Source organism: Nonomuraea sp. NPDC003707, assembly GCF_053587055.1.
Genome location: NZ_JBSFNK010000060.1, coordinates 13585 through 35620, shown reverse-complemented (window position 1 = coordinate 35620; position 22036 = coordinate 13585). Strand labels below are relative to the sequence as shown.

Annotated in this window: 22 protein-coding genes and 1 pseudogene; 8 read left to right on the top strand and 15 right to left on the bottom strand. The window is 67.8% G+C overall.

Features of this window, described 5'->3' with window-relative positions:
* Positions 1-45 precede the first annotated feature (45 nt).
* The 3 genes from ACWDRB_RS62700 to ACWDRB_RS62690 form a co-directional block, all read right to left on the bottom strand.
* Positions 46-303 (bottom strand): hypothetical protein, encoded by a 258-nt coding sequence (locus ACWDRB_RS62700; RefSeq protein WP_449911507.1) that lies wholly within the window; start codon positions 301-303, stop codon positions 46-48.
* 78 nt (positions 304-381) lie between these two features.
* On the bottom strand, positions 382-777 hold the full coding sequence (locus ACWDRB_RS62695) for a hypothetical protein (protein WP_449911505.1): 396 nt from the start codon (positions 775-777) through the stop codon (positions 382-384).
* A gap of 250 nt (positions 778-1027) precedes the next feature.
* Positions 1028-1690, bottom strand: coding sequence for a hypothetical protein (locus tag ACWDRB_RS62690; RefSeq protein ID WP_449911503.1), 663 nt, complete (start codon positions 1688-1690; stop codon positions 1028-1030).
* Positions 1691-2244: 554 nt separating this feature from the next.
* Here ACWDRB_RS62690 and ACWDRB_RS62685 point away from each other — a divergent pair.
* From ACWDRB_RS62685 to ACWDRB_RS62675, 3 genes and pseudogenes are all read left to right on the top strand, one after another.
* A complete protein-coding gene (locus ACWDRB_RS62685) occupies positions 2245-3000 on the top strand; it encodes a tyrosine-type recombinase/integrase (protein WP_449911501.1) in 756 nt (251 codons plus the stop codon).
* Positions 3001-3218: 218 nt separating this feature from the next.
* A pseudogene (locus ACWDRB_RS62680) lies at positions 3219-3802 on the top strand (DUF2278 family protein); the annotation flags it as partial.
* Between the two features lie 105 nt (positions 3803-3907).
* Positions 3908-4222 carry a lamin tail domain-containing protein gene (locus tag ACWDRB_RS62675; RefSeq protein ID WP_449911525.1) on the top strand — a complete coding sequence of 105 codons (315 nt, stop codon included), beginning with the start codon at positions 3908-3910 and terminating at the stop codon, positions 4220-4222.
* Between the two features lie 155 nt (positions 4223-4377).
* On the opposite strand, the gene ACWDRB_RS62670 is transcribed toward ACWDRB_RS62675, so the two are convergent.
* From ACWDRB_RS62670 to ACWDRB_RS62660, 3 genes are all read right to left on the bottom strand, one after another.
* On the bottom strand, positions 4378-4521 hold the full coding sequence (locus tag ACWDRB_RS62670) for a hypothetical protein (RefSeq protein WP_449911499.1): 144 nt from the start codon (positions 4519-4521) through the stop codon (positions 4378-4380).
* A gap of 439 nt (positions 4522-4960) precedes the next feature.
* The gene (locus tag ACWDRB_RS62665; protein WP_363973284.1) at positions 4961-5167 is read right to left on the bottom strand and encodes a hypothetical protein; all 207 of its coding nucleotides are present in this window, start codon (positions 5165-5167) and stop codon (positions 4961-4963) included.
* An 847-nt stretch (positions 5168-6014) separates the two neighbouring features.
* On the bottom strand, positions 6015-6242 hold the full coding sequence (locus tag ACWDRB_RS62660) for a hypothetical protein (protein WP_449911498.1): 228 nt from the start codon (positions 6240-6242) through the stop codon (positions 6015-6017).
* A gap of 152 nt (positions 6243-6394) precedes the next feature.
* Here ACWDRB_RS62660 and ACWDRB_RS62655 point away from each other — a divergent pair, with 152 nt between their 5' ends.
* Together ACWDRB_RS62655 and ACWDRB_RS62650 are read left to right on the top strand one after the other, a co-directional pair.
* A complete protein-coding gene (locus tag ACWDRB_RS62655; protein ID WP_449911496.1) occupies positions 6395-6997 on the top strand; it encodes a hypothetical protein in 603 nt (200 codons plus the stop codon).
* Positions 6998-7087: 90 nt separating this feature from the next.
* Positions 7088-7477, top strand: coding sequence for a hypothetical protein (locus ACWDRB_RS62650; protein WP_449911495.1), 390 nt, complete (start codon positions 7088-7090; stop codon positions 7475-7477).
* 183 nt (positions 7478-7660) lie between these two features.
* Here ACWDRB_RS62650 and ACWDRB_RS62645 read toward each other — a convergent pair whose 3' ends face one another.
* From ACWDRB_RS62645 to ACWDRB_RS62620, 6 genes are all read right to left on the bottom strand, one after another.
* Positions 7661-8407: a class I SAM-dependent methyltransferase gene (locus ACWDRB_RS62645; RefSeq protein WP_449911493.1), complete on the bottom strand. Its 747-nt coding sequence runs from the start codon at positions 8405-8407 to the stop codon at positions 7661-7663.
* 288 nt (positions 8408-8695) lie between these two features.
* Positions 8696-8866 (bottom strand): hypothetical protein, encoded by a 171-nt coding sequence (locus tag ACWDRB_RS62640; RefSeq protein WP_449911491.1) that lies wholly within the window; start codon positions 8864-8866, stop codon positions 8696-8698.
* Positions 8867-9864: 998 nt separating this feature from the next.
* Positions 9865-10329 (bottom strand): hypothetical protein, encoded by a 465-nt coding sequence (locus tag ACWDRB_RS62635; protein ID WP_449911489.1) that lies wholly within the window; start codon positions 10327-10329, stop codon positions 9865-9867.
* Entirely contained in the window at positions 10326-10469 is a 144-nt protein-coding gene (locus ACWDRB_RS62630) for a hypothetical protein (RefSeq protein WP_449911488.1), read from the bottom strand. The genes ACWDRB_RS62635 and ACWDRB_RS62630 overlap by 4 nt, the downstream gene beginning before the upstream one ends.
* Positions 10470-10722: 253 nt before the next feature.
* Complete coding sequence (locus tag ACWDRB_RS62625) at positions 10723-11394, bottom strand: hypothetical protein (RefSeq protein WP_449911486.1); 672 nt, start codon at positions 11392-11394, stop codon at positions 10723-10725.
* Between the two features lie 408 nt (positions 11395-11802).
* Positions 11803-13737 (bottom strand): hypothetical protein, encoded by a 1935-nt coding sequence (locus ACWDRB_RS62620; protein ID WP_449911484.1) that lies wholly within the window; start codon positions 13735-13737, stop codon positions 11803-11805.
* Positions 13738-13913: 176 nt separating this feature from the next.
* Between ACWDRB_RS62620 and ACWDRB_RS62615 the strand changes: the two genes are divergently transcribed.
* Positions 13914-15110 carry an RNA-guided endonuclease InsQ/TnpB family protein gene (locus ACWDRB_RS62615; RefSeq protein WP_449911482.1) on the top strand — a complete coding sequence of 399 codons (1197 nt, stop codon included), beginning with the start codon at positions 13914-13916 and terminating at the stop codon, positions 15108-15110.
* 36 nt (positions 15111-15146) lie between these two features.
* On the opposite strand, the gene ACWDRB_RS62610 is transcribed toward ACWDRB_RS62615, so the two are convergent.
* Positions 15147-15689 (bottom strand): hypothetical protein, encoded by a 543-nt coding sequence (locus ACWDRB_RS62610; protein WP_449911480.1) that lies wholly within the window; start codon positions 15687-15689, stop codon positions 15147-15149.
* A complete protein-coding gene (locus ACWDRB_RS62605; protein WP_449911478.1) occupies positions 15686-17071 on the bottom strand; it encodes a dsDNA nuclease domain-containing protein in 1386 nt (461 codons plus the stop codon). The genes ACWDRB_RS62610 and ACWDRB_RS62605 overlap by 4 nt, the downstream gene beginning before the upstream one ends.
* 245 nt (positions 17072-17316) lie before the next feature.
* Between ACWDRB_RS62605 and ACWDRB_RS62600 the strand changes: the two genes are divergently transcribed.
* Both ACWDRB_RS62600 and ACWDRB_RS62595 read left to right on the top strand, forming a co-directional pair.
* A complete protein-coding gene (locus tag ACWDRB_RS62600) occupies positions 17317-17478 on the top strand; it encodes a hypothetical protein (protein ID WP_449911476.1) in 162 nt (53 codons plus the stop codon).
* A 181-nt stretch (positions 17479-17659) separates the two neighbouring features.
* Entirely contained in the window at positions 17660-20050 is a 2391-nt protein-coding gene (locus ACWDRB_RS62595) for an NACHT domain-containing protein (protein ID WP_449911474.1), read from the top strand.
* Positions 20051-20295: 245 nt separating this feature from the next.
* On the opposite strand, the gene ACWDRB_RS62590 is transcribed toward ACWDRB_RS62595, so the two are convergent.
* On the bottom strand, positions 20296-22020 hold the full coding sequence (locus ACWDRB_RS62590; protein WP_449911472.1) for an LppU/SCO3897 family protein: 1725 nt from the start codon (positions 22018-22020) through the stop codon (positions 20296-20298).
* Positions 22021-22036 lie beyond the last annotated feature (16 nt).

The following is a 22036-nucleotide window of genomic DNA, read 5'->3' as shown; positions in this document are numbered from 1 at the left end:
CGCAGCGCGGGCAGAAATCTGATCACAGCATCAAGACAGCAGCCCTCAGACCAGGAGACCCAGGGTTTCGGGCGCTTCCCAGGCCGTCAGATGCCGCTCAGGGTCAGTTTCCTGCTGCGCGAACTGGTTGATCACGTCGGCGAGAGCTTGCCGGTCCTGCTCGGACAACTCCTGCAGGAGGGCGGCCACCGGCTCGATCACCTGCATCGTGGCCTCGGGCGTGATGGCGTCGTCGTCGCTGAGGTCTAGCCTGATGACGACCTCGGTGAGCGCTTTGGCGAGGGTGTATTCGAGCGGGGTCATGACGGATCTCCTGGCCGGAGTCGTTGGGGGTTGCGGTGCGTCCGGGGACCGGCTGCCATGGCCCGGTGGCGGCCGGAGTCAGCCTGTTGCCGGCTCGGTGAGCCGGGCTTCGAGGTCGGCGATCATCTGGGTGAGCAGGCTGGTGTTCTCGCGCCGGACCGCCTGCGGGCCGACCGTGTCGATGCCGGCGACCTTGGTGATGCACTCGTTGGCGGCTTGGGCCATGGTGGCGAACTCCTGGCGGGCGATGGAGTGGGGGTTGGCGGCCTCGAACGTGGTGGCGCGGTGCATGTCCTTCGTCGCGGTCATCGCGGCTCGTGCGGCGGACATGGCGTCGCGGGCGCTGAACTCGTCGCCGTGCCCGGAGCGCATGTAGCGGGTGGTCCAGACCCGGCGTCGGTCAGCGTCGCGCCGGGCGGGGTCGGCTGAGGGCTGGAATCTTTCCAGGCGGTCGCCCCGGTTGGCCGCGAACACCCGGACGACGCGGACGGCCCGCCGAAGTGGGTGACCGTTTGAGAACTTGACGCCGGCTTGCCACCGTGCTCGGTTGGCAACCGTCTGCTGGTCTCTCTGCCCTGCGGCCGACGGCGAGCGCGGCCAGGCCCCTCCCCCGCCGCTGGCTGGCGCGGGAGCGTAGTAAAGGAGCACTCCCGTCGACGGCCCCGCGGCGTGCCCGGGCGGGGGTTCCTTGCGGGGAAGCGGGCGGCGCTGTCGCACAACAGGATCAAGGACGCCGACCAAGGACCTCGGGCACCCGGTTGTGCTGCCGCACCATGGTGGCCAATCCCGCGTCGATGTAGCCGAGGCACTGCAGGATCGCCTCGTGGTCGGCGACAAGGTGGCGGTGATGGATCGGTCCGTGATGGGCGATCTTGTTACGAAAGATCCTGAGGTGGTCGACCTGACGGTGCAGGAGCCGGCGGCGGCCGCGGTAGGCAGGGAAAGCCCGGTACAGAGCGGTGCGCCAGAGCCGCTGGTCGTAGCCGTTGCCCGGCCCGAGCAACGAGACGTAGAAGCCGAATGGCAGTTCCTCGCTGACCATGTGAGGCGTGGGGGTCAGACCGATGCGCTGCAACTGTTGCTCGGCTTCGATGATGCGCTGGCGGCCGCCGTAGGTGAGCTGAGGGCGCGGATCGCTCCACCAATCCTCACGTCCGAAGTAGGTGGTCAGCTCGCGCGTCATCGCGCTGCGCATGGCCACCTCCAGGTACTGCAAGGGCCCGTAGAACGCCTCGCTGATCTCCGTGTTCCAGCAGTGCAGCCGCAAGGCGGCGACGTCGTCACCGCCGCAGGCCAGCTGGTATTCGGCGAGACGGAGAGGAGACAGGAGCGTACACAACCGCTTGGCCTCAGCTTCCTGCATCGTGGCCGCCTTCTGGTTTCCCATAGTTTCCTGCCAACACAAAGGGTGGTACTGTCGAGGCATAAGCCCCGGTCCTGCCTCTGCATCGCACGCAGCCGGGGCATAGCTATTTCTCGGTGCGGTGCGGCGTTCGTTCAGTCCGCAGCGCGCCGACGTCGGCGCAGCTCGCGTGCGGCCTGGGCGCGCGCGCAGTTCGTCGAGCAGTATTTCACTCCCTGGCTGCGGTGCTGCCCGTGCTGACCATCGTTATCTTGGGTTCTTGGCCTCTTCTCGCAGGTCAGAGCGTGATGATCTTGTAAGGCACGTTGGCTGGCATTGAAGGCATACTGCATCGGTGGCGGCGCTGAGGGGACTGGCTTAGTCAGCGGGTGCATCGGCGGCGGGCGGGGTCGTGCTCGGCGGTGCCGCGAGCTGGAGGTCTCCTCGCCGAGGCGGAAGGCGTGGCCGACGCCGGCCCGACGTTATCTTGGGTTGACGGGCTTGACCCGCAGGTCAGAGCGAGATGATCCTTTCTTTCACGTGTGGCACGTTGACCGCCTCTTCCACCATGTCGCGCAGCCGACTGCTACGCCGCGGTGATGGACCGCTGGGAGGCCGCGGCCGCCGCCACCTGGAACCGGCACCTGTCCGCGCTGGTCTCCTTCACCACCTGGGCGCAGCGCCAGGACCTCCTGGCGACCAACCCGGCGCGCCGCTTGACACGGCGCAAGACCGTCCGCCGCGGTGATCGCGCCATCCCCCAGGCCCGCTTGGAGAAGCTGTTCACCGACGACCGGCACCCGCTGCGGGAGCGGGTGCTGTGGCGCCTGTTGTATGAGACCGCCGCCCGAGCCGAGGAGATCCTCGACCTCGACATCGACGACCTCGACCTCGAGTACCGGCGCGCCCGCGTCACCTCCAAGGGTGGCGCCACCGAGTACGTGCACTGGGCCACCGCCACCGCCCGCCTGCTACCCCGTCTCCTCCAAGGCGGCCAGGCCGGGCCCGTCGTCCTAGCCGGTCGGCGTGCCCCCACCTCCGGACACCGCGCGCCCGCGGCCGCCGACATCTGCCCCGTCACCGGCCGCGGCCGCCTGTCCTACCCGCGCGCCGAGCACCTGTTCAAGACTGCCTCCACCGCCCTCGACCCGCACGGCCACGGCTGGACCCTGCACCAGCTCCGCCACAGCGCGCTGACCCACCTGGCCGCCGCCGGCCGCACCGCCCCCGAACTGCAGGCCAAGTCCCGCCACCAGCACTTGTCCAGCCTCGGCCACTACGTCCGGCTCGGTGAGGAGACCTCCGCCCATATCACCGCCGAGCACGACCCTGCGGCTCGGCGACGCAAGCGCTGAACCGAATCAGACGCCTGGACCACGCGGTGTGTTTCCGGCGTGCTCCGCCCGTACCCCTGCCAGGGCGACTTCAGGCGGCCATACGCGATCGAAGACCGCCCGGACTGGTTTCGACGATAGGCCTCCCGTGCCGCGATCTGGCGGTTAGCCTCTGCCCGGGTACGCCGCGTCAACCGGACCGGCGCGGGATGTGATCGTCGTTCAGGAGGAGTGGACTTATGCCACTGCGGTCCTATGGTGTGCTGGCCGGGCGCGCGGTCGACCGGCGTCGCGAAGGGGGCGCAGACACCCCGCACTACCAGATCCACCTCACCGACGCCGCAGGGACCGATTACCGGGTGGCGGTGAACGTGCAATCGCAGCAGGCCCCTCCGAGCTGCTGTACCTGGCGGCCGAGGACTTCCGCCACCCCGTCGTCCAGCTGCTTCCGGCCGCCGGCAGCGGGTGGACGCCGCTGGCGTCCGCGCCCGGCGGAGCCGCCGTGGATTTCATCCGCGGCAACCTCTTCGACCCCGCCGCGATGCGGCCGCTGCCGCCCGAGCTGCCGGGCGACGACAACGACCTGGCCGACCGGCTCGACCACTTCGTGCAGCGTGCGATCAGCGACCCCGACGCGCACATGTTCGTGTTCGGCGAGCGGTGGGGTCCCGAAACCAGCGCCCCGGACAAGGTCTTCGGGTTCCGGCCGGGCAACGGCGTGCACGACGTCCACATGAACCAAGGCAACAGCGGCCGGTTCCGGTCCGACGACGGCGTCTGGCAAGACGGCGGCCTGCTGCTCCATTTCCCTGGCGCATCGCGGTGGGTCGCCATCTTCCTCGCCTTCCAATCCCAGGCCTGGCACACCGACGACCGCACCGGGCACGCCATCAAGACCGCGCCCGCCCGGCCCGCCGGCGAAGAACCGGTGCGGATTGTGGCCGCGCTGGTCAACCCCGACGGACCGGCGCCAGAGCGCGAGACCATCACACTGATCAACGCCTCGCCCGATCCGATCGACTTGCAGGGCTGGCACCTGACGGATCGGGCCAAGCGCACGCTCGCGTTGCCGGCCGGGCCGCTCGCGGCCGGGGCCACCCTGGTGGTGCCGGTCACCGAAGCGCTGCAGCTGGGCAACAACGGCGGCGCGATCACCCTCCTGGATGACACCGGGCTCAAAATTCATGGTGTCGCCTACACCGCAGACCAGGCCAACCGCGAAGGGTGGACCATCGTTTTCTGACGTCCCGCAACGAAGGGCAGGCACTCCCGTCCTCAACGCCGGGCGGGGGTGTTCGTCGTCTCCTGTCCCATGGTGGCCGCCGCGTCCGCCCCTCAAAGCCGGCGACCCTCCGCCAGGCCGACCACCGAGGACCCCTTTCACTGTGCCGCGCCACCTCACATCCGGGCCCGCAGCGTGATCGTCCGTCTGTGCTTCTCGGTGGCCACCGTGGCGCGGACCTCGGCCATGGACGGGCAGCTGGACGTACTGCTGACCGCGAGCTTCGCCTGGTTGGCCTGCCGGTAAGGATCGCGCCACACGGCCCCAACGAGCGGCGTCGCCAAGGGTCGGCGTGCGCGATGATGTCACTCGTAGAGGGCCGGTTTCGGTCCGGGCGTTCGGGGATGAGTCAGGCGCCCTGCGGCGCGATGACGCTGGATCGAGCGTTTCCGCAGGTCGCGTTGCTCGCTAACAGGCTTTATGTCAACCGGCTGCCCCTTCCAGCCGTACTTGGGCTGTGGGCCTACCCGGCATGGGATGAGGTCGTGGGGCCCGGCCATGCGGCGAGAGGTCTGTGGTCTGCGAGCCCCGACCCGGCCGTAGCCGTCCGGGGGCTCCGCGCGCCTGCCAGCCATCAATTCAAGGGGATTGGCGTCGCGCGCCGGCGAAGCCAAGCCGCTGTCGACACCGATGGATGACCCGTGAGCGTCGGCCATGCCGGTGTCGCTGGGGGACGAGCCTCCTTTAACGTGGTGTAGATCAGTCGCGAGGCTGCCGCTTGGCCAAGCCCCGTACCCCAATGACGGCGACAACCAGGGCGACGATGACCACCACCGGGCCGATGACCGCCCACGCGGTGACGCCGCTCATCACGCTGCCGCCCAGAACGCCCAGCCCTTGCAGCGTCCACACCGCTCCCAGCAGGGCGAACAGCACACCGCCGACGAGCAGGATCCATGCTTTCACTGCTGATCTCGCCTCTTTTCGGGAAGGGGTCACCGCTCAGTGTGCGCACCCTGCCGGCGAAGAGGCAAGGCCGCCATCGACTCACCGGCGGCTGTGTTCGGCCACAGGCGAGCGTGTCCGGCCACGGCCAGTCAGGCTCCGCGCAGGCGGCGGTGCCGTCGACGGCGCCTTTGACGTCCAGGTCGACGCCGAGCACGTTCGAACGCCAGCAGCCGCCGCCGATGTTGTCCCCGGCGAAGCCTCGCCCAACACACGCTCATCGCGGCCAGCACCGGCGCCGCCCGCGACGCCAGCGACATCGGCCAGGCCACCCTCGACAACATGCCCTCCGATCGCGTCACCGACCACGATCGCTCCCCCGCCGACGCGAAACGCTCCCCGCAGCCAGCCCACCGCGATACCGGCAGCTCTCACAGCCCCGCGCCGGCCTACGTACTGCACGACCCCGGCCAACCGTCGAGTTCAGGACACCCGCGGTAGTAGCTCGTGTCGACGTTGCCGCTCGGTCCGGCCCGGCCGTACTGGGGATGCCATCCACTCCAATGACGGGTATTACACGGGCTGCACAGCGGCGAACGAATCTGTGCCGGTGGCAGTGATCCCACACCTGCGCCAGCGGGCAGGCTATTTCGGAAACTGGGCGCTGGCGTTCGGAGCCACCGGCCTTCGAGGGCTTCGGGCGGCCCCTAGCCGAAACGCCTGGGACGACGGCCCGCCATACGACCGGGACAACTACACCGCCACCACAGCAACCACCTGGGCTGAACTCAACCAAAGACCCGGAGCAATCACCCGTCGCCTCATCGGCGCCTTCCTTCGAGCCCTCTCGACCGAGACCTACTACTCGTCAGCTCTCACCGATCCTGACCCAGACAGCAACCTGGGCGGCCAGTAGTTCAGTGAATACATCAACACCTTGATGCTGCAGGACGTCCTGGCCGACCGCGAGTGGGCTGAGCTGCTCAAACTCGCCGACCGGCGTGGGCTGACCCCGCTGTTCTGGCAGCACGTGCAGCCCTACGGCGAGGTACGGCTGGATGTGGCCAAGCGACTTTCGCTCGGCGGAGCTGCGCAAGCTCCGGAGGCGGGCGGCCCGGCGGCGCACGAGATGCCGTTGTCGGCCCGGGCGCGAAGATCATCCCGGCAGTGGAGACTTATACTCCTTCAATGTTTCGATCTTCGTACAATATTCTTGTACTCATGCAAAAAATGTTGCATGCTTCTTGTATGACTTCACGTGAGATGCTTACTGATCTCGCGGCGATCTGCTACCCGATGCCGGTCGCCACCGAGCACAACGAGACCACATCCGAGTCGTTCGACACTGCGGTCGCCGGCGTCGAGGAAGCCCGCGCCGCGTTCGTGGAGAGCCTGGACGCGGCATGGGACGCCAGCGGACCCGGTTTCGATCCCCTGCTGACCACCATCGAGGACTTGGTCGCGGTCAAAAGGGACGCCGACGCTCAGATCCGGCTCCTCCTCGCCTACGGCCGCGTCTACGTCGCCCCGCGTCCCTACACCCTGGAAACCCTGGGGCAGGCCGCCGACCTCAGCCCATCCGGCGCCAGCCGCGCCTTCGGGGCCGACGAGGTCGTCGAGGTTGGCGACCGCACCGGCCTGCGCCCACCCGCCACCAAGATCGAGGACTACGACCCCGCCGATCCCCGACTCGGCCAGGCCAGCCGCACCCGCTGCACCTGGGGCGGCGGCGACCGCAACAACCCCTGCCCCAACGACCCCAAATACACCGTTACCGACAAGTCCGGCACCCGTTGGGCCTGCTGTGACGATCACCTCCCCCGCTACCTCGCCTCCCGGCCCCCGCGCTGAATCAATACCAGGGAAGCCGAGCGGGCAGCTCGAGCACCCTCGTTCTCGTCTCCGCAGGCACCCCTTGGACCACACCACCAGGAGGAACCAGTGTCATACCCGCAACTACTCACTCCCGAGGAGAAGCTCGCCGACGCGAAGAAGCTGTTGAGCCTCCCGCGTATCGTCGTGATCTGTGGCTCCACCCGCTTCATGACCGAGATGACCGAGACCGATCTGCGGGAGACCAAAGCCGGAAAGATTGTCGTCAAACCGGGCTGTGACATGAAGTCGCCGCACGAACTTTGGTCCGATCCTGTCGAGGCCGAGGCGCTGAAGGTTCGACTCGACGATCTGCACCGGGCGAAGATCCGGCTCGCTGATGAGGTGCTCGTAGTCGGCGACTACATCGGAGACAGCACCCGAGCCGAAATCGCCTACGCCCGGTCGCTGGGCAAGCCCGTGCGGTTCACGCGCCCCGAAGTCGACCCTGACGCCTGACCGCCCGCTGCCACCTCGACAACCAGGGCCGGCAGCCCGCCGCCTGACCGTCTCGCGGTGGCTTCGGCCGCCGCCCCACCCACACCCTCCGCAGGCATCCCTTGGAATTGATCATCTAGAAAGACTTGGAGCTCTCATCGTGACCGTGCTCGAGCACGGTCCTGCGAAGACCCTCGCCGTCAATCAGGCGGACTCGCAGATGCAGAGTTGAAGCGGCGTATCCACGGCAAATGGCCGGCCGGACCAGTCGCCGAAGCGCTCGACGAGCCGAAGGCCGCCGAGCGAGACGAGCAGCGGCAGCTCCTGCGGGAAGATGCTCCTGATTTCGAGCGGTGCGACGACGAAGTCGGGCTCGGAGTCAGTCGAGAGGTGCCACGTCCCGCGTGTGACTTGCGCGGGCGCATCGTAGATCTCGGCGACATCGACGCTGACATTGCCACGGTCAGGATCCATGAACGACTCCCGGGTGCGCCGCACGCCATCGGCTTCGGCAAGCAGGCGCACGCTCGGGTTGAACACATCGAAGACGAACCGTGCTCCAGGTGCCAGGTGTCGTCGGACCGACCGGAAGCAGCTCACCAGATCCTCAGCCTCATGCAGATGCAGCAGGGAATTGGCTGTGATGAACACGAAGTCGAATGTGCGGCCCAGATCGAAGTCCCGCATGTCGCCCTGCACACATTCCACCGCCACACCGCGCTCATTCGCCTTACGCTGAGCCTCAGCAAGCATGTCTGACGAGAAGTCCAGGCCGACGCACGGATGCCCGTCGGACGCGATGGGGATCAGCTTGTGCCCGGTGCCGCACCCGAGCTCCAACACGCGCCCGCCTTGCCGATCGGCCTCGGCCCGGTAGAAGTCGACCGCGGGCCCGCCGCCCGGGAACATCAGGTCGTACAACCTCGCGTGCGAGTAGAACGCTTCACTCATCAAGCGCCTCCTCCTTTACGACTCATCCGCAGCTGGCCGTGGTGGCCTGCTGATTCAAGCGTGTGTGCCACAGCCGCGACAACAGCTTTACCGTCATCCGCTCCAACCTCCGCTTCGCCGCGGTGATGACTCGCCAGACCAAGATCAAAAGCTAATCGTTGGTTTTTGCTGGAAGCTACGGGCGGGCCCTTAGCCGCGGTGGGTGCCTGGTTCTTCTTCGAGTGCGGGCAGAGCAGGCCCGGCTTGGGCCTCGGCCTCCAGCCGACTTGCCCTACGTGACAGAAGAGATCATTTCTCCCTGACCTGCAGGAATAGTCCACCAACCCTAGATAACGATTGCATGACGTCGTAGCGGGCCAGCGGGCCCCGCATTGTGTGACGGAAGTCGATGCCGTCCAGGACGATCTTGTCCTCGTACGCCTTACGCGGCGTCCCGGCCGCAATCACTGAGCCGTTCATGGTCGTTACGGTCGCGGACCGCTCTGATGCCCGGCCGGTGTCGCGCTGACGCGGCCGCTGACACGGCCGGCGCGGCGCAGGCATGGGCCTCGCCCCCAGAGCGCATGCCTGCCTGCAACGCAGCCAACATGGCTTACGTGCCTGACAAGATCATAACGCTCTGACCTGCGAGAAGAGGCCAAAGACCCAAGACAACGATTGGTGGACGTGGCCCGCCGCGTCTGGCGGCTGGAGGGGTTCGACGGCTAGGGCACCCTGAAAGCAGCAGGCCCCGGCCATGATGGATGGCCGGGGCCGCGGAAGGTTCGAGAGCTCATGCCTCGGAGGAGTGGTCACTCCCGCCTATGTAGGCGACGCCACCATCCCTTCCATGCAGGTACGTTGCCCGATAAGGCATCGCCACTGCTGTCCCCCATGTCGGAGGAGTCCGATTCGCGGAAGGTCAGCTCAAGCTCACCAAGGAATCTGGTCTTCCACTTCAGCGACTCCACCTTGTGTGCGTCGCCCTTGGCCATAAGGCGAAGGACTCCCAGAAACGCCACGACTGGTAGAGCGATCGGTAGGAGCCAGACGTAGGGGCTGCTGGCCGTTTCACCGATCGCAGCCCACACCTTGTGCTAGCTGTCCTTACGAAGGGCTAGGGACATCGACCCCGTCCTTTCCGATGGCAGGCACGAACGCGTGTAGTCGGGGGAACCCCGCCCCACGGCTTGTGGGACGAGTTCGCACTGCAACAGCCCAGCCCTTGGGCGAGGCATGGTCTGGGAAACCACGCCCCGTGTAGGGCACCTAGCTCTTGGGGCGACCACCGCGTGCACAGGGACGGATGTCGAGTGGCAGATCAACGGATTCCATGTCGGTCTCCGCTTCTCTGCTCCGACACCCCTCGAACTCGATGTGCCATGTCGGCTCACCTTGTCCCGATCGCTCGTCAACAATCTACTCCCGCCAACGGCTGGCGCGGAGGGCGTCTTGCAGGCACCGCGGCCACGCGGAATCTACGAGCCGGCTTGATCGGAGCTTGGCTGCCACAGGATCTGCGGAGGATCAGCGGTGTAGGCGTGCTGGACGACAACAGCGTCATGGGTGATCTCCATGGCGGCAGACGGAAGAGCGAACGCCAGACGCCCGTCGCTCAGGTCGATCTCCGCGTCGGCCAGAGCGTCGCCCAGGATCGGGTCCACGGCGTGGTGGCTCACCCGGAGCCGGACTCGCCGGCCGTACCCGAGCTCGGCCGTCACGCGTTCGGCTATGCCGGTGAACAACCGAGATACCTGCTCTTGGCTGATCACACCCTCATCGGCCGCTGATCCTGGCATCGCCGCGGTGGTGGGTTCGAGTACTGCTGTGGCCGGGTCAACCTCAGTCAGGTCCCCCTCGTCGACGTCTGGAGCGCACAGGTAGTTCGCCCACCACGCGGCGGCGAAGTCGGCACTGGAACATGCTGCGTGCGGATGGATCATGTCGCGGGGGCTCCCTGCGCGGGCTCGCCGGCGGCTCCTTGCTTGCCTGAGGTGGTCATCCCCTGCTCCGGTGTGTCGCCGGGGTCCGAAGCGGAGGTCAGATGCTCGCTGGCCAGCCATTCGTTGAGGTAGTCGAGCACGTCGTCCAGCCGAGGGACGCAGCCGGGGGCCAGACGGCGCCGGTGTCGGGCAGCACGCGAATCTCCGCATCGAGCAACTCGGCTCGGGTGAGGACGGCGCGTCCGGCCTGTCCCTCGAGCACGGCCTGCGGGGCGGCATAGGTGAGGCGTCCTTCGTCGGTAAGCACCGGAACCGTTCGGGAGGGGTGTCCGGCAGGTGCGGGCAGGAGCAGCGGCGTGGCATGGGCGCGGGTGAGCCGAGGCGGATGCGTGGTCACAAGGCATCTCCTTGCTGGAGGCGGGCCGATTGGCCGTCGGGCAGGGGCGGGCCGGGCTGCTCGGCTGTGGGGTAGGTGACGTGTGCGGTCGGGTGGCACAGGACGCGGCCGGTTGGGTCACTGTCGAAGCGCACCAGCAGGTAGGCGCCACGGAAGCCGAGGATGGTGCCCGGCTGACCGTCGACGACGATGCGGGCTCGCCGCTTGGCCGTGGGCAGCTGGTAGCGGCGGCGCACGTACAGGGCGGCCTCGCCCCCGTGGTCCCATTCCCCGGCTTCGGGAGCGGCCCGACCTGGACGGAGCGGTTCGGTTTCGATGCCGTACACCGCTGCGAGCGCGTTCGCGTGGCCACCGCACATGCCGGTGCGCATGAGATGCCGTGCTTCCTCGGTCCTGGTGATCGGGTCCGGGCACGGCTGGTTCAACCGGTCGCCGGGCCACCTGCGGCCGCACTCCTGGCATGCGGTCGCCGCGCTGCTGACCGCGAGCGTCGCTCCATGATCGGGGCACACGCCCCAGGGAATGCCGCACAACGCGCCACGCGTGTGGGTGTCCCGGGTCGAGCATGCTGGGCAGCAACGTTCGTAGGTCAGCCGCCGCTGCTCTGCGCAGATCTCAAGCGGGTCGCCGCAGACCGCGCAGGGCTTGTCGTCGCCGGTATCGGACACTCCGGCCTCCTTGTCGGGTAACCATGCTCGTCAGCGATCGGGAGCAGCGCCGGGTCCATCGTGTCTGCGCCGTTCCACCAGGACACGGAAACGATAGGACTCCAGCAGTTGAGCCGCGGCCAGAGTACCCACTCGTACGGCGGCTCCCGGTCAGCCTGGATCTGGAGGGGTCGCCCCGGAGTATGGCGGACATGCGCCGCGCGAGAGCGCTGACCAGCCGGCACCTGAGCAATGTCCCATTCCTGAAATGGCGTCCTCCCAGGCCGGCGCAATAGAGCGACTGTGGGAGGCAATCCGGTCCTGTGTTGGACACGGTCATCCACAGCAGCCGCCTCAGCGTCTGACCTGCAGTTTCCGGTGACGCCCGACTCGATCCTCCTGGTCGCGATTGAGGCGGTTTTCCGGCGTCTATAGGTCCTCGACTCGCTGGCCTTCGCCAACGCCGGTGTTGGTGACGCCGGGGACGGCCGAGCGCTCGGAGGTGAGCACGATCGTGTTTCGCGTGGTCACGAGCTCGGCAGGGATGTCATTGTCGGCCACGATCAGCTGGATCCGGTCCTTGTATGCCCGGGCGAGGGTGGCCAAGCGGGTGTAGATGCGGCGGCCGAGTTCGCGGTCCCGGTCGACGGTGCCGATCGCTTTGCGCGGGGAGTCGATGATCAGCAGGCTCGGCAGCAGGACGTTGGGGTGGTCGAGCGCGGTGGTGAGCAGGGTCAGGTGGTAGGCGATGTTGAGTGCAGTGCTGGCGCCGCCTCCGCTGGCCTGTAGGTTCTCGAATGCGGTGTCTCCCACCAGCGGCAGGAAGGTGTCCGGATCGATGTGGGCGGTGCCGTCGGTGGGGATGCCGATCAGGTTGACCTCGTCGGTGAACGCCGCGCTGATGTCATCGAGCTGGGCGCCGCGGGCGCGGAGGGCTTTCTCCCGTTCGGTGATGTCGACCTTGAGCTGCCGGTCCGTCTTGCGGTGGGCAGCGGCCTCGGCGCGGACCTGGTCGAGCTGCCGCCACATCTGCGTGTGCCGGCCGGTCTCGTCGATGCTGTGGCGTAGGGATTGCGCCTGCCGGCTCAGCTGGGCGACCGCCTCGATCCGTGGGGAGGCCGTGCTGGCGGTCGCCTGGTCGTATTCGCGGTGGAGGGTGTCCAGGTGCAGGTCCGTGTGGCGGGCCGTCAGCCGGGCCTGTTCGAGCGCGGTGATGTCGGCGTGGAGGAGGGTTTCCGTTTCGGCTATCTGTGCCCGGATTCGGTCGGCGTTCTGGTCGGAGGCGTGGACGTCTTCGATGTCGACCGGGGCGAGCGGCTGGCAGCACAGGCGGCAGTCCGTCTCGGGAACATCGCGGCCGTTGAGGTCCTGCATGCAGCGCGGACAGGTGGCGAATTCGAATGGCGCGAGCAGTCCGATCGCGGTACTGCGCCGTTCGGCTTTGCCCAGGTCTAGGCGCAGCTGGGCGAGGGCGGCCTCGCGGCCGCGAACGGTGACCGCGAGCAGGTCGGCTTCCTCGTGCCGCTTCTGCGATGCGGTCAGGGCCTCGGACAGCTCGGCGCGGCGGTCTTCTTCCGCACTGGTCAGCGCGGCGAATTCGTCGCGGGTCGCCCGCAGCTTGTCCTCCGCCGCTGCGAGCTGCTGCAGCAGATTCATGCGGCGGGCCCGCAGCTCGTCGACATCGGCGATGCCGGTGTCGCGGATGAACCGGTCGATTGCAGCGGCGTCCTTGTCCAGTTGTTTGGCACGGTCGCGGGCGATCCCTCGCTGGCGTTTCAGCTCGACAAGCTCCGGGTCGGTCAGGCCGAACATCAACTCGAACGCGGCGATGCGTTTCGGGTTGATGTTCGTGGTGTCGAGGTGCCCGACCACCGACCGGTCGATCTCCTTGGCCTGCAGGAAGCAGTACCGGAAGATGTCCTTGAAGGTCAGGGCGACGGTGCGGGAATTGACACCGGCCCGGGACGTCGGCACCCGTTCGACCGGGATCCCCAACGCCTCGAGCAGGAACCGGGAGATGGACGGCCCGTCGGCGGGCTTGGGGCTGACCGCCCAGGTGTGTTGCACCAGGTGCGAGCCCGGTTCGAGTATTTCCACCACGCCGGAGTCGGCGCCGATTCTGCGGCGCAGGATCAGCGACGACTCCCCTGCCTGGATGGCGAGGTCGACGTAGGTGACGTGCTGGACCACCGCAGGGGTTAGGGCCGCGTTGCCTCCGAACGCGTGCTTGATCAGCATCAGCAGCGTCGATTTGCCCATCGTCGTCGTGCCGGTGACGAACGTCAGCGGGGAGGTGAAGTCGAACGTGTGCGACGCCCGGTTGGTCGACACGGTCAGGGACCGGATACGCAGGTTCGTGGCCATCAGAGTCTCCCGAGGGGACCGTAGCCTTTAGGTGACGGGGGAATCGGGAGCGGGAGGGCCGCCAAGGCCCGAGCGCGCCGTGGCCTGTCAGGTCTGCGCATCACAGATTTCCTTCCGGGTTTCGTCGCTGCCAGCCGATACCGTGGCGTTCTCGCTGCCGAGCGTGGGAGGTGGGCGTGCGCAGGTCGTTCAAGTTCCTGCTGCGCCCCACCAGCAAGCAGGCTGCCGCGCTCACGCAGTGCCTGGAAGACCACCGCCAGCTGTACAACGCCGCTCTCGAACACCGTCGTATTGCCTACCGCAAGGCCGGGGTGACGGTGCGGTACAGCGACCAGTCGGCGGAGTTGAAGCACATCCGCGCCGGCGACCCTGACGGTCAGGGCCGGTGGTCGTTCTCCTCCCAGCAGGCCACGCTCCGCCGCCTGGATAAAGCGTTTGCGGCGTTCTTCCGCCGGGTCAAACGTGGTGGCAAGCCCGGCTACCCCAGGTTCAAGGGGCGGGGCTGGTTGGACACCGTGGAGTGGCCCAAGGACGGCGACGGCTGCCGGTGGGGCTCCCAGCCGTGCCACCCAGCCGCGACCTACTTGCGATTGCAGGGCGTCGGGCATGTGCGGGTGCACCAGCATCGGCGTGTGCTGGGCACCGTGAAGACGATCAGCGTCAAGCGGGAAGGCGCCCGCTGGTTCGTCATCCTGTCGTGCGACGATGTGCCCGCCGAAACGCTGCCCGCCACCGGCGCGGCCGCCGGCATCGACATGGGCATGGCCTCGCTGGTCACCACGAGCGACGGCGAGCACATCGCTAACCCGCGCCGCCTCGCCGCGACCGCTGACCGGCTCGCAGCGACCCAGCAGGCCCTCGCCCGCAAGAAGCGAGGGAGCAAGCGCCGCCGCAAGGCTGCGGCGCGGGTCGCGGCGCTGTACGCCCAGGTGCGGCGTCAGCGGCTCGACCACGCGCACAAGGCCGCATGCGCGCTGGTCCGCGACTACGACTTGATCGCGCACGAGGACCTGCGCATCGCCAACATGACCCGGCGCGCCGCGCCCAAGCCGGACGGCAAGGGCGGATGGCTGCCCAACAGGGCCACGGCGAAATCTGGTCTTAACCGATCGATTCTGGACGCGGGTTGGGGGGTGTTCCTGACGATTCTCACGCACAAGGCTGAAAGCGCCGGTCGCGAGCTGATCGCGGTGAACCCCGCCAACACCTCCCGCACCTGCTCGCGTTGCGGGCACTGCGCGGCTGAGAACCGCCTGACCCAGGCCGGATTCGCTTGTACGGCGTGCGGCCACCATGCGCACGCCGACGTAAACGCGGCCGTCAACATCTTGAGGGCAGGGCTTGCCCTTCGCGAGGCTGCGGAAGCGGCTTAGCGAGAAGCCGCTCCCTTCAGGGAGCGGAGGAGTCACCTAAATCTCGCTTCTGAGCGGGAGCGCGACGACGTCCGGCAACTGGTCGTAGATGAGGTCTTTCAGATCTCGGCCGGGTAGGTCGAAGTGTGCGCGGAGGAATCGGGCCCGCTCGGCCACGACCGCCCATGGGCTGGTTCTCTCCAAGGCGGCGCTGAGGTCACGTCCGGCATCAGTCAGGGTGATCTCGGTGGAGCCGTCGACCCGGGCGAACGTCGCGAGGCGTTTGCCGACCAGCGCGCCGAGGATGGGGTAGTAGCGATCGTCCCACGGCCCGTACTTGTAGCGGATCATGCGGCTCTCCACCGCTTGTCGCTCGTCGTCGGTCGGTGCGACCGGTCCGGCGGCGCCGGCCGGCAGGAGGCGTTCGGCCATGACCGGATACCGGAGCAGGAAATCGATCTTCGCCAGTTTGGTCAGGCCGCGGAATGGTTCGCCTGGCTGGGTGAACTGGCAGATGAGGATGAGGACCCTGGCCTCGTGATAGAGACTCTCCTGGCGGATCGCCAGGACAGCGGCAGCGGGCAGCGGCGCGGCCATCATCCGCCCCCCGGTCGCGAAAACCCGAACTTGCACATGTCGCTCAACTCGTAGGCGTACCCGAGGATGTGGAAGTCGTCGAGTGGCACGCTGATCTTCTTGCTGAGCTCTGCCCGGCGCAGTTCAGCATGCAGCAGGTCCTGGAACTGGATGCCGTAGTGGCCGCCCTTGCCGATCAGCTGGGCACGGATCCGGCGGACAATGTCGAGGATCTCCATCTCCAACCGGAACTGCGTCTCAATGTCCTCCGGAAACCCGGTCCTGGCCTGCGGCCAGATGTGCAGCCACAGGTCCCGCAGGCCTAAGGCATTGTCCCGTTCGTCATCGCCCATCAGGGCATCACGCATCTTTTCGATAAGGCGATGACCGCCGGGGGCGCGTGGCGGCATCTGTCCGGACCGCAGCAGCGACACCGGGTCGCCGACGGCGCGCCGCGTGCCGAGCCGGATCGCGTCCAGGATCGCGTCACGAGAGACGGTCCGCCGCTGGACCGTCTGCGCGATCTCCGACCGCGGGTCGTAGGCGCCGGGGCTGGTCAGATAGTGGGCCAGATCGACGGGTCGGCCGCTGTCGTCCCGGCTCGCTTCCGCGACAAGATCGACGACCGCCTTGTAGACGTCAGCGGCTGCCGATGTCGCGAAGCCAAGCGTGCCGGCCGCGGGTTCCACAATCTGCCGGATGTTGACGTCCCGGATGTCACGCTTGGCTGGCCGCTCGCAGTCGAACTGGCATCTGCGCACGAACCGCAGGAGCATCTCCAACAGCCCTGCCGGCAGACCAGCCGGGTCGTGCCGTTTCGGTTTGGGCGGCACCGGTGCGGCGGGTTTGGGGATGTTGTCGAGGGTGGTGGACTTCGCCGCCATTTCCATCATGGCCCATGCCAGGTGCGCGACCAGCGCGGTCCCCCGCGGCGTGTCCAGCTCACCGGCCCGGCACACGTCCAGCAGGGCACGCGGCGTGTAGTCACCGGGTCTGCCGCCCAGACGCGTGTTGCTGGCCAGACGTACGACCGGCCGGCTGGTGTAGCCGAGCCACCGGTCGAACAGGTGCGCGATCCCGCCGTGGTCACACAGCGACTTCATTGTGGTGTACACCATCTGGTCGTGGTGCTTGACCGACACCAGCTCCAGCAGGGGCGGCCGGTCCCGCACGATAATGAAGTCCTCCTGCCACTCACAGATGATCTTCACGATCGACGTGTCGGTGTGCAGGCTCAGGCAGTACGAGGCAATAACCTCGGTCTGGTAATGGTAGTTGCCCTGGGTCGGAGCGCCCGCATCTTCGGCCGGCCGCCTAAAGAGATCCAGCTCAAGCTGACCGCTCAGGTCGACGCCTGCAGAGAGCCCGTGCTGCTGCCCGGCTCCTGAAACAGCGTCACTCGCCACGACAAGCGTCCTTCCCGCGACCGGTAAGCGCAAGCTCACGAACAGCGAAACCGATCACGGAGCGGTACGCAATAGCCCGTCGGACAAAGACGACTTGTTCTACAACGTCACACTGGGCACATAAGCAATAGCAACCTCGCAGCAAAGCGGCGCCCTCTCTCCGCCGTCCCGCCCACCCGGACACGACCGACGAAACACCACGGCCGACGCCGCCGAGGATGGACGCCGCCGATAAGGCCGAGCACGTGAGAGCCGCGTACGCTGCCGGTGGATTGTCCCGCAAGGAGGCGGTCGGGAGGCTCGCAGCACTGGCCGGCCGGGAGGGCAACAACGCCGAGCACGGCTGGCGCGCCGACATGATCTTCGAAGGCCTCCTCACGTGCGGCGCGTGCGGCGCGCCCCTGTAGCAGGACCAGGCCGCTGGCGTCCTCTGCTACATGTGCACGGCCGAAGGGTGCGGACAGGTCCGCATCGCAGCGCGCGTGCTCGCACCCGCCGTAGCCGAGCAGGTGCTGGAACGGCTGCGAACACCCGAGCTGGCGCCCTGACTGCTGCTGGCCAATCGCGCAGAAGCGGGGCACTGACGTCGTGCCGCCCGGCGCCGACACCGTGGAGAGCTGGTGGGGCAACGCTGACCTGTCAGCGCAGAAGGAACTGCTCGCCATGCTCGTGGATCACATCGCCGTCAAGCCGGTGCACGCTTCCGGGATCGATGTGGCCGGCTGTCCCAGGCCTGGCGGCACACCGGCTGGCGTCCACGCCGGCAGTCGCTCACCAATCACGATTCGCGCGCAACCGCTGCCCGGATCGCCTGCCACAGGTGACGATGTCGGGGTGAGCAGACGCAAGGTCAACTGGCGAATGTTCGTCGCCGTGCTGGCTGTCTTGGCGGTGGGCGCGGCGGTGGCCGCGGTATGGCGGGCGCTGAAACCAGATGCCGAGGTCAACCTCGCCGATGTCGTCGCCGTGGCGCTGGCCGGGGCGATGCTGGTGGGGGCGATATGGGCTTGGGCCCGGCGTGCCACACCCGCAGCCACCACGGCCGACGTCGCCGGCGTGGAGACAGCCGCGCAGGTGCTGGCCGACCTGGTGGAGCGACAATGGCGCACCGAAGCCCGCCACCGGCTGCTGGACGACCCCGAACCGATTCCGGTGCACTGGCAGCTCACCGCCGACGAGACGGTGATGAGCCAGCCCCGCCTGATCAGCGCCGAGGCCGAGTTCGCCCTGACCGGCCGCAGCGACAAGATCGCGACCTTGGCTGACGCTTTCCGCCGCCTGACCCGGCGGCGGCTGGTCATCACCGGCGACGCGGGCATGGGCAAGACCACCCTGGCGATTCAACTGCTGCTGCAGTTGTTGTCCACCCGCGCGGCCGATCAGGCCAGCGCCTTACCCAGCGAGATCGTGCCGGTGCCGGTGCTGCTACCGGTTTCCGGCTGGGACACACGCGCCCATCCCCGGCTGCAGGACTGGCTCGCCGTCCGCCTGGCCCAGGACTACCCGGCCCTGGCCGCCCCCGAGCTCGGCGCCGGCGCCGCCGCCGCGCTGGCCGAAGGCGGCCACATCCTGCCCGTCCTTGACGGCCTGGACGAAATCCCCGCACCCACACGCGCCCAGGTGATCGCAGCGCTCAACGCCTCGCTAACCACCCGCGACCAGCTCATCCTTACCAGCCGCCGCGCCGAGTTCACCACTGCCATCCTCGACACCGGCCGGCCTCTGACTGCCGCCGCGGTCATCGTCCCCAAACCCATAACCCCGCAAGCCGCCGCGGACTACCTGACCGCCTGCCTGCCCGCCGCCCCCTCCGATCCCTGGGCCCAGCCCCTGACCGCACTACGATCCGGCGCTCTGCCCGGCTTGACCCGGCTCGCCGCTACCCCGCTGGGCTTGTGGCTGATCCGCACCGTCTATCTGGCCCCCGGAGCCACTCCTGCCCCGCTGACCGGCCCTCTCGGCCGCGACGCCGACGCGTTGCGCGCCCACCTACTCGACCTCCTCATCCCCACCCTGATCCAGGCTCGCCCGCCCAGCACTGACCGCGCCGACCACTTCCGGCCCCGCCACCGGCTCGACCTCGACGCCACCCGACGCTACTTAACCTACCTGGCTCGTGCCTTCCCTCCGACCGCCACCCGCGACATCGCCTGGTGGCATATCGCCCGCACCACACCTCACGTCCGGTCAACAGCCGGGCTCGCGTTCGGGGTCACGTTGGGACTCGTAACAGGGTTCCTGTTCGATCTTGGGTTCGGGCTTGTGAGTGGGCTCACGGTCGGGCTCGTGGTCGGACTCGAGCGCGCCAGGTCTTGGGCTTACGAAGCACCCGGCTACGCCAACCTCCGCCTGCGCGGACGAACACTCCTTCTGCTCCGCGCCATCAAAGACAACCTGGTGTTCGGGCTCATTGTCGTGCTCGCAGCCGGACTCGGGGGCGAGAGCATGGCCGGGATCATGGGGCTCATGGGCGCTTCCGCGGGCAGGCTCACGCCCATGCTTGTGCTCGGGCCCGTGATCGGGCTCGCAGGCGGACTCGGGGCCACACTGATATCGGGGCTGATCGACTGGGCGGAACAACCCACGCTCACATCGACCAGCACACCCCACTCCAGCTGGCGAGCCGACAGGGCCCTTCTTGTTCTTCGAACGGTCGTGTCAGGGCTCGTGTCCGGGCTCGTGGTGGGGCTCGCGTTCGTGCTCGTGTCCGGGTCCGGGTCCGGGTCCAAGCTCGTGTCCGGGCTCACGTTCGGGCTCACGGTCGGGCTCATGGTAGGGAAGCATCATGCGTGGCTGGCCTGCACCCTTGCGGTGGCCCGGCTGGCCCTCGAACACCGGCTTCCCTGGCGAGTCATGGACTTCCTCGACGATGCCCACCGCCTGGGTCTGCTGCGTGCCATCGGCCCGGTCTATCAGTTCCGCCATGCGGCCCTGCACGACCATCTCGCCAGCCACAAGGAGTTCAACACGCAGACTTGACGGAAAGCCGATGAGGAGATCGTGGCGGCCTGGTCGCGGCAAGATCCGCCGCCATCGTACCCCGGAACAGGAACCCCAGAACTGGACGGGAGGAGAGCAGCGCCTGCACAGGAGCCATCCTTTCGGGGGTGCACTTCCCCGTGGGAAGCCGTTGACCTGGTGAGATCAACGATCCCGTGCCAGGCGCGCGGTCACAATGGGCCGCTCCCCCTGAAGGGGGGTGTTGTTCGCTCCACCGTCCTCGGCTACATGTCGGGAAGGCCGCGACGCTTCCAGATGACTTTCCCGCACAGGACCGCATCGCTGTCTGGTTTCCACATGCCGTCGTCCCCGCAGGCGTCGTCGGGAGCACCGAGGGGGTACACCCTCGTGAGCTGGACGATGTACTGGTAGCCGTCGGGGATGCCGGCGCCGCATGGGGTGACCGCGTTGTTGTAGATGGAGAGCGTCTCGTCCTTGGCGTGGGCGAACATGCACTGGCCGTCCGCGTAGTTGCGGTCCAGGCAGAGATTGGTGTCGGTGCCGTCGCTGTTGCTGTGGAACCAGGTCATGTCGTCGGAAACGCAGTTCCCCTGCTGCTCAATCGACGTGACACGGAAGTAGGCGTCGGTGTCGGAGCAGTCGGTCACAGTGGGCGTGGAGGGAGTCCAGTCCGTGTCCCTGTTGATGTAGTTGCTCAGACAGTCGTCGGTGGAGACGGCGCTGAACTCCTCGTCCTCGGCGCTGGGCGGAGTGGAACTGTCGCGTGCCGTTCGGTCACCGTCGCCGCTGCTTGTATCGCTGTTGTCGGAGTAGCCGTTGCCCGGGCGCTCGGACGGGCCGGAGGTGTTCTCCTGCGAGATGGTGGGCTGCGGTGAAACGTCCGTTGCGGGGCTGGAATTGTTGTGCGGCAGCATGATCGCGACCAGGACGATCGCGACCAGGGCGGCAGCGAGGGCCAGGTCCATGGGTGCTAACCCCGGCCGTTTGGTGCCGGGTGGGCTGTTTGTCGGCGTGGGTGCGGTTCCCGCCGGGGGTCCTCCTGTGGGGTGTCTTCCTGTGGGGCGGGGAGTCGAGGATGCGTTGGACTGGCTGGGCGTGTGCCCGGTAACGGTCGTTTTGGCGGGGATCGTTGATGCCGTGTTGCCTGCCGCGGTGAGTTGCTCGGCCCACGCGCTCGGCGTCGGTCTGAGGGCTGGATCGGGGTTGAGGCCGGCGCGGGCAAGGTCGCCGATTGCCGGGGCGAGCGAGGCCAGCGCTGTGGGGTCGGTGGCGCTCTGGTGGCGGGCGAAGAGCCGGATGGCGAGCAGGGCCAGCTTGTAGATGTCGCTCGCTGGGGTGGCCTTCTCCTCGCCTGCGGGGATCTGCCAGTCGGGGGTCTCGGTCTGTGGCAGGACGCTCGCGCCGCGCAGCCGCATGGCGTCGCAGTCGATGAGGAAGCATTCGGGCTTCGGGGTCGTGGTGAACAGCAGGTTCTTCGGGGACAGGTCGCCGACCGTGATGCCGATCCGGTGCAGCCGGGTCAGTGTTGCGGCCAGGTCGGCCAACAGCAGCAGACGGTCGTGTTCGCTGACCGACAGGCCGATGCTGGTGACGTAGTCGTCGGTGTTGAGGAGGTACTCCAGGTTTGCCAGGCGCCGGGTGTCCGGGCCGGTGTTCGCCAGGCTCTGGTATGTGAACTGGAAGCGGTCGGGTATGACACGCATGAGGAAGCCGCTGGCGTGGCCCTGCTTTTCGACCAGTGCGGCGGGCCAGGCGGTGCGCTCGCACAGCCACCGTCCCTCGGCCTCGCTCAGCTCGCCGAGCAGGGCGACGCTCGTGGCGAGCGCGGCGGCGTCGAGCTGCGGCAGTACGGTCGCGTTGTACTCCTTGTAGACCACCTCCCAGCCGCCGCCGTCAGCCTCATTGATCTTCTTGTTGGTCACCTGGTAGACCTCGCCCTGGCCGCCCCGGCCGAGCTGCCGGCCCAGGGCGAGCGTGCTGTGGTTCACGGTCGGTACGGGACCC

Coding starts and splice junctions, on each gene's coding strand:
- ACWDRB_RS62620 (WP_449911484.1), bottom strand. CDS start 13,737: ATGGCCACGAACCTGCGTATCCGGTCCCTGACCGTGTCGACCAACCGG.
- ACWDRB_RS62640 (WP_449911491.1), bottom strand. CDS start 8,866: ATGAACGGCTCAGTGATTGCGGCCGGGACGCCGCGTAAGGCGTACGAG.
- ACWDRB_RS62685 (WP_449911501.1), top strand. CDS start 2,245: ATGGACCGCTGGGAGGCCGCGGCCGCCGCCACCTGGAACCGGCACCTG.
- ACWDRB_RS62700 (WP_449911507.1), bottom strand. CDS start 303: ATGACCCCGCTCGAATACACCCTCGCCAAAGCGCTCACCGAGGTCGTC.
- ACWDRB_RS62610 (WP_449911480.1), bottom strand. CDS start 15,689: ATGATGGCCGCGCCGCTGCCCGCTGCCGCTGTCCTGGCGATCCGCCAG.
- ACWDRB_RS62635 (WP_449911489.1), bottom strand. CDS start 10,329: ATGATCCATCCGCACGCAGCATGTTCCAGTGCCGACTTCGCCGCCGCG.
- ACWDRB_RS62645 (WP_449911493.1), bottom strand. CDS start 8,407: ATGAGTGAAGCGTTCTACTCGCACGCGAGGTTGTACGACCTGATGTTC.
- ACWDRB_RS62655 (WP_449911496.1), top strand. CDS start 6,395: ATGACTTCACGTGAGATGCTTACTGATCTCGCGGCGATCTGCTACCCG.
- ACWDRB_RS62690 (WP_449911503.1), bottom strand. CDS start 1,690: ATGGGAAACCAGAAGGCGGCCACGATGCAGGAAGCTGAGGCCAAGCGG.